Genomic DNA, 13513 nt, shown 5'->3' on the forward strand with positions numbered 1-13513 from the left:
CGCCCCGGCGCGGATTCAAAGCCGCCGGCGCCTCCCCTCATTGTCCGAAAGCTCCCCAACGTCATGGCTCCGCTTTCGTAGCGTAAGCTCCAAACCGCGTACAATTTGCGCGACAATATCCATCAATACACTTCGTTCGGATAGATACGACCGAAATAGATGTCATGTCTCATGGCCACTCACTCGGATATAGACTTATATTTGATTGTACATTGAATATTTAGTCTAATTTTCTGCGAATGGAGGCAGGATATGACTATATTTTCCATGATTTCTACTTTTATTTTAAGCATGCCTCTGCGGAAACGGCGCCGTAAGCACGTCCGGCTGCTGGCCTATGCCGCCTATTGCTGGAGCTTCGCCGCGGTTGCCGCTTCGGCCGATCCGGTGATCATCAATCAACCGTTCACCGCCAATCCGGGCGATGTCATCAGCCTGGGCGGCAGCGGCTTTGGAACCACGCCGCAGGTTTTTCTGAAAGCTTCGCACCAGGCGGCGGCGATCACGCTGGCGACAAAGACGGCCGACGACGGGACCGTCGTCGTCGCGGCGCCGCGGACTATCCCCTTCGATCTCTATGAGGTGTGGATTGCGAACGGCTCAGCAACGAGTCCCCATATCTACCTCAATGCGCCAAAGCCGCTGCATTTCGACAATGCCGAGATTGCTCCCGGCGCGCATGTCCGCATCTTTGGCCGCAATCTTTATGTCAACGGCCTCGTCCCCACCGCCACTTTCATCGACCAGCAGACGAACGCGACGCTGAAGGCGGTCGTCAACCTGCCGACGAGCTCCCCTTACGTCCTCGACGTTCAGCCGCCCCTGGGCGTTATCGCCGGCCACAGCTACAAGGTGAGCGTCTTCAACGGTTATGCGACGGCCCTCCTCGACGACTCCATTCAGGGGCACGCGCCCGGAATCGATCATTTCCTCATCGGCCAGCCCTGGGCCTATGATTTCGTCTATCAGGACGGCCCCGGCTACCAGGCGGGGACTACGGGGACGAACCAGGCCGACCACCACTTTTTCAACGTCAAGACGGATCCGAGTCTCGGGGTCCACGCCAAAGGCGACGGCGTCGCCAGCGACGGGGCGGCGATCCAGGGCGCGATCAATAAAGCGGCAGCCTATGGCGGCGTCGTCTATCTCCCGGCAGGGACATACAATCTGGGATCGATGAGAATCGACCTCAAGCCAGGCGTCGTGCTGCAGGGCCAAAGCTCCTTCTTGACGAAAATCACCTTCGGACCCGCCGCGCCGGCCGGCTTTATCGTCGATACGGGCGGCATGTCGGGATTTGCTGATCTGACGATCCAGAACGTCGATCTGTCCAGCAACCCCATTACCAATATCGGCACGTGGGGCCGGCCCATCAGCAGGTTCTTCATTCAACGGGTGGTTTGGAATCTTGGCTCCGGCGCTCCGATCTACCTCACGGGGGACCGGGTGGCGATCCTGAATTCCATCTTCACGCAGGGGGTGAACTACCAAAACGGGAGCGTCGCCCAGAAAACCGGCGGCGTCGGGCCCTTATATTTTTCACAGCTGAGCAACCTTCACTTCCTGAACAATATCGTCAAATGGTCGACGGACCAGAACTCGATGAATGATCTCGTCAACGCCATCATCGAGAACAATCATTTCACGCGCGGCGCGACAGACACGCTCATCGCCGGCCCTGCGCAGGCTTCATGGTCATGGCCCTATATCAATCAGCCGGTCCGGGCCGGCCAAAAGGTCGCGCGGGTCATGGGGCGCCAGCTGACGATCAATTTCGGCAAGAACATCGTCGTGCAGAACAATCTCTTCGACGTGTCCGACGGCGTAATTTTGACCAATCACAATGACGGCGAAACCATCCTCAACGAGGCGGGCGGACAGAATGTGCGGCAGGACTGGGGAACGGTCACGGCCGCCGATAGCCAGAGTGTGACCGATAATTCCAAATGTTCGGGGACCTGCGCCTGGAAGATCTATCCCAATTCAATGGCGGTCATCGTCAGCGGCGCCGGCGCCGGCCAATGGCGCCATATCATGGCGCAGAACAACAATACATTCACGCTCGACAAACCCTTTGACGTCATCCCAGCGCCCGGCGATCATTTCTCCATCACCGTGCCAGCTTATGAGAATACGTTGATCAGCAACAATACGGCGACCGGCAATCCCGTCGGCATCGCCATGTACCACGGCGCCTATCTCAACGTGTCTGTCATCGGCAACCAGCTCACAAACAACGGCGGAATCTACCTCGTTTCCCACGAGCAGCTTTCGACGTCATTCACGGAGCCCGCCTTCGACACTGCAGCAAATCTGGAAATAAAAGGAAATATCCTGACAGACACAAGCGGCGTATTTCCTTCCTACATCGCGCTCAACTTCGTGATGATCAACAATGCGGATTTCTGGGGCAAAAGCGTGTTGAGCGCGGAGATACGAAACAACCGTATAAGCGCGCGCGCCAGCGGGCTCTACTATTTCTTCCATGAAGGCTATCAAGCCTATACGTCCTTCCAGAATTACGGCGGCCAAGTCTACAACGACCAACACCAGGGGGCGATCATCGGGGCGGTCTTCCAGGGCAATAGCTGTATCAACTGCCCGGCGGACTACACGCTCAGCACCGGAATAGTCAACGCCACCATCTGGAATGCGCTCAACGTGGCGTGGCCGGGCGTCGCGGCAAAATCCCTCGCCGATCTCACGATGACCAATAGCTCGCAGACAGCCTCGGTCGGGACCGTTGTCGGCAACGATTGACCCGCCATCAGAAACGCGCCCGCCCGCGATAAAGCCGGCGCCTCTCCTCCGGGCGTCAGATCGTCTGATTATAGGCGCCGACCTCCGGGCTTTCCCGCAGGATGGCGTCCACAGCGGCGAACATTTCCCGCATTCTAAGCTCGGAAACCGGACTCTCCACGACGACGACGAGTTCGGGCTTGTTCGAGGAAGCGCGAACAAGACCCCAGGTTCCGTCCTCGACCGTGACGCGCACGCCATTGACGGTCACGAGGTCGCGGATTTTCTGCCCTGTCAGCGCCGCACCCTGCTGCTGCATCGACCGCAGCCGCTCCAGCGTCCTGTCGACGACGCCATATTTCTTTTCATCGTCGCAATGGGGCGACATGGTGGGCGAGCCCCAGGTTTTGGGCAGAGCTTCATAGAGTTCGGCCATCGATTTTTGCGGGTTGCGGTCCAGCATGTCGAGCACATGAATGGCGGTGAGAAGGCCATCGTCATAGCCGCGCCCAACCGGCGCATTGAAAAAGAAATGGCCGGATTTTTCAAAGCCCGCGAGCGCGCCGAGGTCGCTCACCCGGCGTTTGATGTGGGAATGCCCCGTTTTCCAGTAATCAGCCTTGACGCCGCGGCTCAAAAGTTCGGGGTCGGTCGCAAAAAGCCCTGTCGACTTCACATCGACGACGAAAGTCGCCTGCGGATAAAGCTTCGAGAGGTCCCGCGCCAGCATGACGCCGATCTTGTCGGCGAAAATTTCGTCGCCCTTGTTGTCGACGACGCCGCAGCGGTCGCCATCGCCGTCAAAGCCAAGGCCGACGTCGGCGCCCGTCTCGAGCACTTTAGCCGCCATGGCGTGCAGCATTTCGAGGTCTTCGGGGTTCGGGTTATAGCGCGGGAAAGTGAAATCGAGCTCCGTGTCGAGCGGAATGACCTCGCAGCCGAGCTTTTCCAGAACCTCGGGCGCGAAGGCTCCCGCCGTGCCATTGCCGCAGGCGGCGACGACCTTGAGCTTGCGCGTCAGTTTCGGCCGGTTGGTGAGGTCCGCGATGTAGCGGGCGGGGAAATTCTCGACAAAGCGATAAGAGCCGCCATCCGCATAGCGGAATTTGCCCGAGAGCACGATCTCTTTCAACCGGCCCATTTCGTCGGGACCGAAGGTGACCGGCCTTTGGGCGCCCATCTTGACGCCGGTCCAGCCATTGTCATTGTGCGAGGCGGTGACCATCGCGACGGCCGGAACGTCGAGCTCGAACTGGGCGAAATAGGCCATCGGCGAGAGCGCAAGGCCGATGTCATGGACCTTTACGCCCGCAGCCATCAGGCCGGTGATGAGCGCCAGCTTGATCGATGAAGAATAGGACCGGAAATCATGTCCGGTGACGAGTTCGGGCCTGACGCCCATCTCATGCAAAAGCGCGCCAAGGCCAAGCCCCAAAGCCTGAACGCCCATCAGGTTGATTTCTTTTTCGAACAGCCAGCGCGCGTCATATTCGCGAAAGCCGGTGGGCTTCACCATCGGCGTCGTCTCATAGGCGAGCGTGTTCGGGAACAATTGGGGCTCAGGCTTTGGAAACATCCGTTGATCCTTTGCGACGGGCGCCGCTTTCGCGTGGAAACGACAATCCCGCGGAGGGATTATCATCCCTCTCATAAGAGAGGACTGTGACGATTGACGAACGACGACATGGCGGCGCAGACTGCTAGCCTGGAAAAGCGCCAGAAGCTGACGATAGAACGGGCTTGCCTTAGAGGGACGCCCTTGCCTTGAGCGTATAAGATAACCTCCATCGTCGCCAGTCCGTCGGGAGCCTGCATGAGTCTGGAATCGAAGCTTTTTAGGGGCGACGCCAAACTTGAAGCGGCGGCGAGGCAGGACTCCGCGCATGTTTTGCTTGGCGCCTCCGGCGCACATGTTCTGAAAATACAGTCCGCCCTGATGCTGCTGGATGACGCCAAGATCGATTCCGGCGAGACCGAGCAGTCTTCCTATGGCTCGTCCACGGCGGCGGCCATAAAGGCGTATAAAGAAAAGCGCTCGATCATCAATCACAGCTACCAGACACAGGCCGACAACATCGTTGGAAAAATGACCATCGCCTCTCTCGACCAAGAGATGTTGAAGTTCGAAAAAAGCGAAAGCAGCCGTCTTTGCAACCGCGACGAGAACCGTTCGGCCAGCGCCAATACGATTCCGCCTCTTTAAGGCTCAGCGACCATGACGCCAAAGGAGAAGGCTCTCGGCAATGTCCCGGAGGCTCAGCGCTGGGTCGGCGCCTCGATCAACGCGCTGAACGCCGTCATCGGCTTCAACGGACGCCGTTCGGAAATCGCCAATCTCAGTCAGTTCAAGGCTCTGCAAACGCACTTCCATGTTGAGCTGGGGCCGGCTCCAAGCACGCTCGATCAGCTTCTGTCATTGCTGCCTTTCGTCGACGAGGCCGATCCGACGCTCCGAATATTGATCGAAATCCGTTTCCGCTATTTCGATATCTTGTCCGCGCTCGGCAAAGCCTCATCGGCCTTTACTGATGCGCCCGCTGGCGGCGGCGACGAAGATACCGGGATGGCGCCCGCCTTTGTGCCGCAGAAAAGGGACGGGACGTTCCGGATAACGCCCTATTATCTCTCCATAGGGGCGTTAAGCCAGGTTCATTGCCTTGTCCATGAATCCGCACATTTCGTCAGCGACGCGTTCCAGGATTTTGCTTACCGCGACCGCTCTGGAGCTGAATCGGATGATCCAGACAAATATAAGAAGCTGCCGGTCCAATTCGCCATCCGCAACGCCGACAGCTACGCTTATTTCGCCCTTCAAATGGCGAAGGGCATAGATCGCATATTGAGCCGCGACGAATGAGCTCTTAAGAGCCCATCGTTACTTCTGCTTGGCGATGATCTGGCTCTTGATCTTGGCGTAGACCGCGGCCGGGATGATCTTTTTCTGCACCAGCTCGTCCTTGCCCTTGTAGGGCCTGTTTTTGATGATGTCGGCGGCGCGTTTGTCGCCGATGCCGGGCAGGGCTTGAAGGTCCGCCTCGCTCGCCGAATTGATGTCGAGCAGCGCGGCGGGAGCCGGAGCCGCCTTCGACATGGATGAACTGGGCGCCGCCGGGGGCGCCTTGGCCGGGGCCGCCGGCTGAGCCGTTTGCGCGAAAGCGGCGCCGGCGAGACTGGCGGCGGCCCAGAATGATAAAGCGAGGATAGATTTACGGCAGAAGCTCATGGCGGTCCCTCAAAGTAGTCGCATCCCGGAAGAAACGCCGTTGAAACCGGCGATTCGCTCTTTTCACAAGAGAATGAGCTGAATTTCAAAATCCGCAACGCCAGCCTTCGGCCCAGTCGGAAAATCGATTTATTCCGCCGCGACGCGCCGGTGATTCTCGGCGGCAAGCCAGCGCTCGACTTCAAGCGCGGCCATGCAGCCCATTCCGGCCGCCGTCACCGCCTGGCGGTAGATATCGTCCGTGACGTCGCCCGCGGCAAAAACGCCCGGCACGCTCGTCGCCGTCGAATTCGGCTCTGTCCTGATATAGCCGTTCGGCTTGATGTCGAGCTGGCCCCTGAACAGATCGGAGGCCGGCTTATGGCCGATGGCGACGAAGACGCCATGCGTATCATCAACGCGGACAGCCTCCGTCTTGACGTTTTTCAGGCTGACATGGGTGACGCCCAAAGGTTCTTCCGAGCCGTGGATCTCATGCACGACATGGTCCCAAACAACTTCGACGTTCGGCCGCTTTAACAGCCGCTCCTGCAAGATCCGCTCGGCCCTGAAGGCGGAGCCGCGATGCACCACCGTCACCTTGGAAGCGAGATGGCTGAGATAGAGCGCCTCCTCGACCGCCGAATTGCCGCCTCCGACGACGATCACGTCCTTGCCGCGATAGAAAAATCCGTCGCAGGTGGCGCAGGCCGAAACGCCATAGCCCTTGAACTTGTCTTCCGAGGGCAGGCCCAGCCACTTGGCCTTGGCGCCCGTCGCGATGATCAGGGCGTCGCAGACGTAAGCCTCTCCGCTGTCTCCGAAAAGACGAAAAGGATGATGACCAAGCTCGACCTTGACAATATGGTCCGAGATCATGTGGGTTCCGACATTCTCCGCCTGAGCCTTCATCTGCTCCATCAGCCAGGGACCCTGAATAGGCTCGGCGAAACCGGGATAATTTTCGACGTCCGTTGTGATCATCAGCTGGCCGCCAGCCTCAAAACCGGCGATCAGCACGGGCTCCAGCAGCGCGCGCGCAGCGTAAATCGCCGCCGTATAGCCGGCGGGACCCGACCCTATGATGATCACTTTCGCGTGCGAGGACCCTTGAGCATGCGGGGTCCCTCTGGAGGGGGAAGCAGACATGAAAATCTTCTCGACGGTTGAGCGGTCGGGGCGGCCAGATTTGAAATCTATTCAGCCGAAGCCCCGGCCGCAACCTTGGGCCTTCGCCCGGGGATCAGCGACCGGGCGGCGGGGCGCTCGGTTCGAGAGAGAGGGCGCCAACTCCGGCCGAAAGATTGACGCCGGCCTGCACGCCAAGCGAGAGAGGCTGAAGGCTGATCGACCTGTTGTTGCCGCCGACGAGGACATTGGCGGTGACGCCGCCGCCGAACGAGGCGCCGCCGCTCGCGCCGACGAATTCGCCCGCCAACGCAAATGGCGGCAGGGCGCTGCCCGCGGTGAACACAGCCCAGGCAAACCGGCCGCCAGACGTGAAGCCGAGGTCAAGGCCGAAATTGCGAATGGTTCCGACATAATATTGCCGCGGGCCGCGGCGCGGAGTGAGGACGCAGGACAAAGCCCGATTCGAGGTGACGATGAAGCCAATGCCAGACGAAACATTGCATTCGAGCAGTCCAGCGCGCGGACGCGCTTCGGCTCCGCCGGCCATCATGCCGATCATGGCGGCGCCAGCAAGCCATGCGGCCAGCCTCGGCCGAAAAATTGCGTTCATTGGATTTCCTCCTTGACGATCCAGCCAAATCCGCGTTCGGGTGCGGCCGGACCAACGCCGCAAAGCGCGGCAATCATTAAGACACGACAATCCCGCTGGATTCGAACGATTCCAGCGGAGATGCGATCTATAGCGATGCCTCAGCTTTTGCGCCAGTTTTCATCTTTCACCGGCGTCGGCCTCGTCGCCACGAGCGTCCATTATTCAATCTTGATCGGACTGGTCGAGCTGGCCCATGCGGCGGCGCCTCCGGCGGCCCTGGCCGGAAGCATCGCGGGCGCGATCGTCTCTTATGCGCTGAATCGACGCCACACATTTCGTTCGGACCTGCCGCATCGGCGCGCGGGCGGGCGCTTCGCGCTGGTCGCCGTTGGGGCGGCGGCGCTAACCTATCTGTTCATGACGCTGTTTGTGAAGGTCGGTGGCGCGCCTTATCTGCCGGCCCAGGTCGCGACCACGGGCATCGTCGTGCTGTGGACGTTTCTGGCGCACAGATTATGGACGTTTGTCTGACACGCGCCCGAGCGGCGCCCGGCAATGCCCGGGCGCCCGTTGCAATCGCTTTCCCCGCGCGGGATTGACGGCGGGCAAGACCTACCGGGACGGCGTCTCGCCGCTCGGCGTCTCGGTCTGGCCGGCGCCGGTTCCAGAGTCCAATCGCCCTTGCGCGCCCGCCTGTTCGTAGGGTTTTTGAGCGTGATGCTCATAGGGCGGCACGCTGACGCTTCGGCCCGTCACGAGGTAGGGAGCCGCTGGCCCGAAGGTGCGAACTTGAGCGATGGCCCCGCTCGAAAAGGCGCAGGCGACCGCCGCACCGACGACGACTTTCCCAAGCTCTTTCATTGAACTCTCCAACGCCCATCAGGCGTCCGCGCGTTTCACCGAAAAAAGAACGCGCAAGCCGCCCAAGAGTTCATTTTGGTTTTGCCCAAAATCGCTGGCCGCCGCGGTGGCCCATCGCTGTCTTTCCATGCCCAGGAACGGCGGGCATTTGGCTTACCCCGAGCTTCTCTTGGCTTCGCGATGACCTATGGCCGGCCGGCCGTCGCGAATTGTTTGAATCGTCCGACCGCACTCCTTTGGGCCACAGCGGCTGTGCGGGGCTGCGGCGAGGCGGCCGTCTCTACCGTCACGGCAGGCGGCGAGCCGGCCGTCTCCGTGCTGCGCGCAGGAAGCTCCAGCTTCACTTGCTCGTCGGCTTTTTTTAGCGTTGTCGTTCTAACGTCAACGTTATGAACGACCCAACCGCGGATGGATTGGCCAACGCGAAGCCGGAGGAGAGATTTATCTGTGTCGTCGACGAAAACGCCCAGATCGACGTCGGCCCCATGCACGACGCCGACGAGAGTGATCCCTGGGTTTTCCGACGACGCCGCTGATTCGGCTGACGTCGGAGCGACAACCTTTGGCGCCGCCGCGGCGATCGGAGGGGGAGGACGGCGCGAGGCCGAAAAAAGGGGCCGCTCACGGGTCATGCGCAAAGATTCCAGCGGAGTCGCCCAAAGCGGATTGCCATTGAACCGCGGCCGTGGGACGGGCGTCACGGCGGCTTCGCGCAGGGACCCTGAATCGGCGAGCTGCGCTCCGGCAGGCCCCCCCGCCATGGCGCTTTGCTCATCTTGCGCCAGGCCAGCTCCTTGCCTGCTCGGGCCGAGCGCTTGGCAGTTGGCGCCGCCGGCGTAAAAAGGCCCTACAGCCGCAATGAGAATGGCCCATCCGCGCGATTTCATTTTCTACCCTGTCAGTTGACCAGAGCCATCGATTCCAGGGCCGTCAATTGCCGCCGACTTGACTACGTGGTGCGACCGCTTTTGAGGATACGGCACCCCCGGTGGGAAGGCAAATGACTAATCCTATCGACACCGCTGGGCGTGGAGAGGAACGATGTGACGAGGTGACGGCCATGACCATGGCCGTCACCTTTATTGTTTAGGCGTCCGCCTTACTGTTGTTTAGGCGTCAGCCTTGCCGGTTTGACGCGTATGGCCAAAACTCACACTGGCTCAGTTGGTCACAGTGAGCGAATCCCAGAAATTGCATTTACGGAGCGCCGAGTACTGCGTGTCCGTCAGCGTCGACAGGACGGGGAGATCCTCGATCAGCCAGGCCGGCTTGACCGCGTTGTTCGTGTAGCGCGGCCAGGGGTAGTTGCCGAGCCCGTTCGGGTTGCCGGTCCAGGCGAAATTCGTCCAGGCGGCTACGAGCTGGTCGGAGAGATCCTCCTGCTTGTTGTTGAGCGGATGCTGAATTCCGTCCGGTCCGCCATGCCACAACGGGAACAGATACTGGATGTCGGCGGTGTGGTAGGCGAGAGAGAGGAACCCAGGCATTTTCGGGAAGTAGAACGGCGCCGTCTGGTCGGAGAATTCATACGCATAGACCGGTATCTGCGGAGCCAGGACTCTGTCGATGCGCCGTTGACCGCATATTCCCACGTCTGTCCCCACCCTATCCCAGGCCAGTTGCGGGGTCGCGAAAGCGCTGAGCGGGTAGCGGACCAGAACCTTCGCCGCCGACCCGGCCGGATAACGCGGCGGGACAAAGGTGGTGTTGACGTAGTTCAAATATTGCGCCGCGGTCGGCGGTGTGCGCGGCGGTCCGGAGAAGTACTCCGTAATGGCGAGACTGAAGTTCTGCTCATCCTCCACGTTCCCGTTGATCAGGGGCACATGGTTGAAATGGCCGTTGGCAAAGGCGGTGATCGGCTGCTCGGGTATGACCGTGCCGTCCTGCATGGGGCCAACTATGTATTGACTTGTGGCGCTCGCGGTTCCTGCAAGCGCCTCAACCTGCGCCGCGGTCAGGCTGCGCAGACATTTGGCGGTGGCCGCGTCCGTGCCGGAGCCGCAGCCGGCCGCGACCGAGAAGGCGACGCCAGTCGCCTCTGCTGACGCCAAGGTCGGCACCGTGCTGGGGCAGAAGCTTTCGCAGATGGCGCGGTGGAACAGGCCCGCGGCCAGCGGCGATACCATGGCGATGCCGGTGTCGACCGCGCCCGCGGACTGGCCGCCGACTGTGACGTTGTTCTTGTCGCCGCCGAACTGAGCGATGTTGTGCTTCACCCATTTCAGCGCGAGCTGCTGGTCAAGGATGCCGTAGTTGCCGAAGAGATGACCTTCGGCATCCAATGCGGGATGCGCGAGCCAGCCCATAAGGTTCAACCGGTACTCAACGGAGACCACAACCGTGTGGCCTTGCGCGGCCAGCTTGCTCCCGTCATAGCCGGGAGTTTCGCCGTCGAAATTGCCGCCGCCGTGAATCCAGAAGACGACCGGAAGCCTCGCGGAAGGATCAAGGTTCGGCGTAAAGACGTTCAGATAAAGGCAGTCCTCGTTGTTGTTCGCGGGGCCCGCGAACACGCCGAGCGTCGTGATCTGCGCGCAGATGGGAGCGTAGGACGTCGCCTTTAGAACGCTGGTCCAGGGCGCATGCTTGCGCGGCGGCCTCCAGCGCAGATTGCCGACTGGCGGCTCGGCGAAAGGAACACCGAGGAACTGGGCGACGCCATTTTGGACGAAGCCCTGGACCCTTCCTTCCTTGGTGGTGACGATCGGACCGGGCGCGGCGGCTGCGCCGTGCCAGGACGCGCACATCGCTCCAGCCGCAAATATGAGGCTGAGGCCGAGATTGATTTTCCTTGATCTTCGTGACGTATCGGCGCGTAAGGGCGCGCTTCGCCATAGCTTCGACAGCTTGAACATGTTTCCCCCTTATGTTTCGTCTTGTTCATGGACCATTTCTTTGGCCCGCGGAAACATAAGGATGGAGACCCGGCGCTGTATTCCACGAAAGTCAGATCTTTATTATAATTTGGCTCTCGTTCTATTGTGCAGCTACAGTCAGGCTCCTTTACCTGTCCCTCTGGTATCACGCGATTGTTATTGTTGTGAAGGAAATTTTACCCTTCTGACGAAGAACGCGGTAAGCCGGCGCGCGAGCGGCTGATGGCTGGTTCGGGAAAGGCGCGGACCAGCATGGCCTCTAATGCCGCGACGCCGGGTCGCGGCGAGCCTGACATGCGGCCGAGAAGATCCAGCCACATATCCTCCTCCGCATAGTCGAGCATTTGGCGGACCGTGCTGGCCACGAATTCGCCGACGCCGACACCTTCGGCCGCGGCGCCCAGCCAAACGCGCTCTACCAAGCCAGGGTCGCCGACGGCAGCCAGGGCTTCCTCGGCCGAGATGGCATCCGTCAGGGCGCCCAGAATGTTGCCGAGCATGCTCGCCTCCTATTGCACGAGCGGCGAGGTGGCGGCCGGCAGATCAAACCCGGCGATCCGCGCCTGCCCCGCCACCAGCGCGATATATTGCGCAACCGCGCGGCGCCATGTGCGCTCTTCCAGATAGGTGGCGATCTGGGTACGGACGGCGTCGAACGGCAAAGTCTCGCCCGCGATCCTGCGGTCCAGACGGAGAACGTGCATGCCATAGCGCGTGCGCACCAGGGTTGGGCAGATTTGGCCAGGTTCCATGGCAACCAGAAATGTCTCGAACTCGGGGGTCGTCTCGCCCCGCACGATCTGTCCCAGCCGCCCACCTTCCGTCGCGGACGAGCAGTCGGACAGGCTGCGCGCCAGGCTGTCGAACCTGCCCGGGTGCTGCTGGAGATCCGCGAGGACCGCGGCAGCCTGGGCCTCGGCCTTAGCGTAGGCATCGGTATCGTCGCGGCGAGCCTTGAACAGGATATGCGCCGGCTCGAACAGATCCGGGCTGCGGAAACGCGCCGGGTTGCTGTCGTAGTAGCGGCGGCAGACGGCGTCATCGGCCTTTGGCGTGATGACCTCACGTTCCAGCAGCAACCGGATCAGCGATTCTTCGTCGGTCTCCCGCGCGCCGTCCTCGGTACGCGGATCGGCCACAAGATCCAGCGCACGCGCACGTTGGAGTAGCAATTCGCGAATGACCAGGGCCCGGGTCGCCTGTTCCCACGCGACGGCGGGCGACTCTGCCTGGTGGTTCTGCACTTCCCTTGCGATGGTCGCGTGCGGGATCGCAACGTCGTTCACCGTGACGGTTTGCATGGTTCAGTTCCCCCTGACGGATTGCGGAAACTTCGCGCCAGCCGGCTTTGCCGAATCGGCGCGCGTCACCAGATCGACCACTGTGAGCGACTGATCCCGGGACCGATTTCCGACGCTCTCCCGGCTGCGCACGACCTGGAATCCGGGGCGGCCGAAATACCAGACCGGGGCGCTCCATATATGCACCAGGCGGGTGAACGGAGAGACCAGGAAGATGGTGAAGCCCAGCAGGATATGCAGCCTGTAGATCAACGGCGTGCCGAGGAGCAGATCGGCCACGCCAGGATGCAGCAGCACGATTCCCTTGATGTAGGCGACCAAGGTCAGGAACAGCGCGCCATCCATATGTAGCGCCGAGACCGGAACAGTCAGCAGGCCGAGGGCAAGCTGCGCCCACAGCATCAGGATGATCGCGATATCCCATCGCCGGCTGGTGGCGCGGATGCGCGGGTCGGTCAATCGCCGGTGGATCAGCAACGACAGTCCGACGATCGCGATCAGGCCGGCGAGGCCGCCCACCACCATGGCCAGCAGCTCATGCTGGGCCGGGCTGATCAGCCAGTCCACCGCCCAGTCGGGCATCAGGAAGCCGGCGAAATGGCCTCCGATGACGACCAGGATGCCGACGTGAAACAGGTTGGAGCCCCAGCGGAACTGCCGCTTCCGCAGCAACTGACTCGACCCGCTGCGCCACGTGTATTGCGCGGTGTCGAAGCGCACCAGGCTGCCAAGAGCGAACACGGTCAGGCACACATAGGGATACCAGCCATAGAGGGCGCTGTTCAGATAATCGCTCATCGTTCCATCT

General features: G+C 61.1%; 14 protein-coding genes. 4 read left to right on the top strand and 10 right to left on the bottom strand.

Annotated features, from left to right (window positions below):
• Nucleotides 1-252: 252 nt before the first annotated feature.
• On the top strand, nucleotides 253-2760 hold the full coding sequence (locus SIN04_RS14460; protein ID WP_134490280.1) for a glycosyl hydrolase family 28-related protein: 2508 nt from the start codon (nucleotides 253-255) through the stop codon (nucleotides 2758-2760).
• A 55-nt stretch (nucleotides 2761-2815) separates the two neighbouring features.
• On the opposite strand, the gene SIN04_RS14465 is transcribed toward SIN04_RS14460, so the two are convergent.
• Nucleotides 2816-4315 carry a phosphomannomutase/phosphoglucomutase gene (locus tag SIN04_RS14465; protein ID WP_134490282.1) on the bottom strand — a complete coding sequence of 500 codons (1500 nt, stop codon included), beginning with the start codon at nucleotides 4313-4315 and terminating at the stop codon, nucleotides 2816-2818.
• A 237-nt stretch (nucleotides 4316-4552) separates the two neighbouring features.
• Here SIN04_RS14465 and SIN04_RS14470 point away from each other — a divergent pair, with 237 nt between their 5' ends.
• Complete coding sequence (locus SIN04_RS14470; RefSeq protein WP_134490284.1) at nucleotides 4553-4942, top strand: peptidoglycan-binding domain-containing protein; 390 nt, start codon at nucleotides 4553-4555, stop codon at nucleotides 4940-4942.
• Between the two features lie 12 nt (nucleotides 4943-4954).
• A complete protein-coding gene (locus SIN04_RS14475; protein ID WP_134490286.1) occupies nucleotides 4955-5596 on the top strand; it encodes a hypothetical protein in 642 nt (213 codons plus the stop codon).
• Nucleotides 5597-5614: 18 nt separating this feature from the next.
• On the opposite strand, the gene SIN04_RS14480 is transcribed toward SIN04_RS14475, so the two are convergent.
• From SIN04_RS14480 to SIN04_RS14490, 3 genes are all read right to left on the bottom strand, one after another.
• Complete coding sequence (locus tag SIN04_RS14480) at nucleotides 5615-5962, bottom strand: ComEA family DNA-binding protein (RefSeq protein WP_134490288.1); 348 nt, start codon at nucleotides 5960-5962, stop codon at nucleotides 5615-5617.
• Nucleotides 5963-6091: 129 nt separating this feature from the next.
• Entirely contained in the window at nucleotides 6092-7090 is a 999-nt protein-coding gene (gene trxB / locus SIN04_RS14485) for a thioredoxin-disulfide reductase (protein WP_134490290.1), read from the bottom strand.
• A 94-nt stretch (nucleotides 7091-7184) separates the two neighbouring features.
• Nucleotides 7185-7682 carry a DUF992 domain-containing protein gene (locus SIN04_RS14490; RefSeq protein WP_134490292.1) on the bottom strand — a complete coding sequence of 166 codons (498 nt, stop codon included), beginning with the start codon at nucleotides 7680-7682 and terminating at the stop codon, nucleotides 7185-7187.
• A 120-nt stretch (nucleotides 7683-7802) separates the two neighbouring features.
• Here SIN04_RS14490 and SIN04_RS14495 point away from each other — a divergent pair, with 120 nt between their 5' ends.
• Nucleotides 7803-8195: a GtrA family protein gene (locus SIN04_RS14495; protein WP_244605821.1), complete on the top strand. Its 393-nt coding sequence runs from the start codon at nucleotides 7803-7805 to the stop codon at nucleotides 8193-8195.
• An 81-nt stretch (nucleotides 8196-8276) separates the two neighbouring features.
• Here the strand turns inward: SIN04_RS14495 and SIN04_RS14500 are convergent, their stop codons facing one another.
• The 6 genes from SIN04_RS14500 to narI all read right to left on the bottom strand — a co-directional run bounded on the left by SIN04_RS14500 (nucleotide 8277) and on the right by narI (nucleotide 13503).
• Entirely contained in the window at nucleotides 8277-8525 is a 249-nt protein-coding gene (locus SIN04_RS14500) for a hypothetical protein (RefSeq protein WP_134490294.1), read from the bottom strand.
• Between the two features lie 185 nt (nucleotides 8526-8710).
• Nucleotides 8711-9286, bottom strand: coding sequence for a hypothetical protein (locus SIN04_RS14505; RefSeq protein WP_134490296.1), 576 nt, complete (start codon nucleotides 9284-9286; stop codon nucleotides 8711-8713).
• A gap of 399 nt (nucleotides 9287-9685) precedes the next feature.
• The gene (locus tag SIN04_RS14510; protein WP_244605822.1) at nucleotides 9686-11275 is read right to left on the bottom strand and encodes a carboxylesterase/lipase family protein; all 1590 of its coding nucleotides are present in this window, start codon (nucleotides 11273-11275) and stop codon (nucleotides 9686-9688) included.
• A gap of 305 nt (nucleotides 11276-11580) precedes the next feature.
• Complete coding sequence (locus SIN04_RS14515) at nucleotides 11581-11904, bottom strand: hypothetical protein (protein ID WP_134490300.1); 324 nt, start codon at nucleotides 11902-11904, stop codon at nucleotides 11581-11583.
• A gap of 9 nt (nucleotides 11905-11913) precedes the next feature.
• Nucleotides 11914-12705, bottom strand: a complete 792-nt coding sequence (locus SIN04_RS14520; protein ID WP_134490302.1) for a peptidylprolyl isomerase — start codon at nucleotides 12703-12705, stop codon at nucleotides 11914-11916.
• A 3-nt stretch (nucleotides 12706-12708) separates the two neighbouring features.
• Entirely contained in the window at nucleotides 12709-13503 is a 795-nt protein-coding gene (gene narI, locus SIN04_RS14525) for a respiratory nitrate reductase subunit gamma (protein WP_134490304.1), read from the bottom strand.
• Nucleotides 13504-13513 lie beyond the last annotated feature (10 nt).

It is taken from the genome of Methylocella tundrae, assembly GCF_038024855.1.
Classification (GTDB): Bacteria; Pseudomonadota; Alphaproteobacteria; order Rhizobiales; family Beijerinckiaceae; genus Methylocapsa; species Methylocapsa tundrae.

Coding starts and splice junctions, on each gene's coding strand:
- narI (WP_134490304.1), bottom strand. CDS start 13,503: ATGAGCGATTATCTGAACAGCGCCCTCTATGGCTGGTATCCCTATGTG.
- SIN04_RS14490 (WP_134490292.1), bottom strand. CDS start 7,682: ATGAACGCAATTTTTCGGCCGAGGCTGGCCGCATGGCTTGCTGGCGCC.
- SIN04_RS14470 (WP_134490284.1), top strand. CDS start 4,553: ATGAGTCTGGAATCGAAGCTTTTTAGGGGCGACGCCAAACTTGAAGCG.
- SIN04_RS14515 (WP_134490300.1), bottom strand. CDS start 11,904: ATGCTCGGCAACATTCTGGGCGCCCTGACGGATGCCATCTCGGCCGAG.
- SIN04_RS14475 (WP_134490286.1), top strand. CDS start 4,955: ATGACGCCAAAGGAGAAGGCTCTCGGCAATGTCCCGGAGGCTCAGCGC.
- SIN04_RS14500 (WP_134490294.1), bottom strand. CDS start 8,525: ATGAAAGAGCTTGGGAAAGTCGTCGTCGGTGCGGCGGTCGCCTGCGCC.
- SIN04_RS14480 (WP_134490288.1), bottom strand. CDS start 5,962: ATGAGCTTCTGCCGTAAATCTATCCTCGCTTTATCATTCTGGGCCGCC.
- SIN04_RS14495 (WP_244605821.1), top strand. CDS start 7,803: ATGCGATCTATAGCGATGCCTCAGCTTTTGCGCCAGTTTTCATCTTTC.
- SIN04_RS14465 (WP_134490282.1), bottom strand. CDS start 4,315: ATGTTTCCAAAGCCTGAGCCCCAATTGTTCCCGAACACGCTCGCCTAT.
- SIN04_RS14505 (WP_134490296.1), bottom strand. CDS start 9,286: ATGGCGGGGGGGCCTGCCGGAGCGCAGCTCGCCGATTCAGGGTCCCTG.
- trxB (WP_134490290.1), bottom strand. CDS start 7,090: ATGTCTGCTTCCCCCTCCAGAGGGACCCCGCATGCTCAAGGGTCCTCG.
- SIN04_RS14510 (WP_244605822.1), bottom strand. CDS start 11,275: ATGTGCGCGTCCTGGCACGGCGCAGCCGCCGCGCCCGGTCCGATCGTC.
- SIN04_RS14520 (WP_134490302.1), bottom strand. CDS start 12,705: ATGCAAACCGTCACGGTGAACGACGTTGCGATCCCGCACGCGACCATC.
- SIN04_RS14460 (WP_134490280.1), top strand. CDS start 253: ATGACTATATTTTCCATGATTTCTACTTTTATTTTAAGCATGCCTCTG.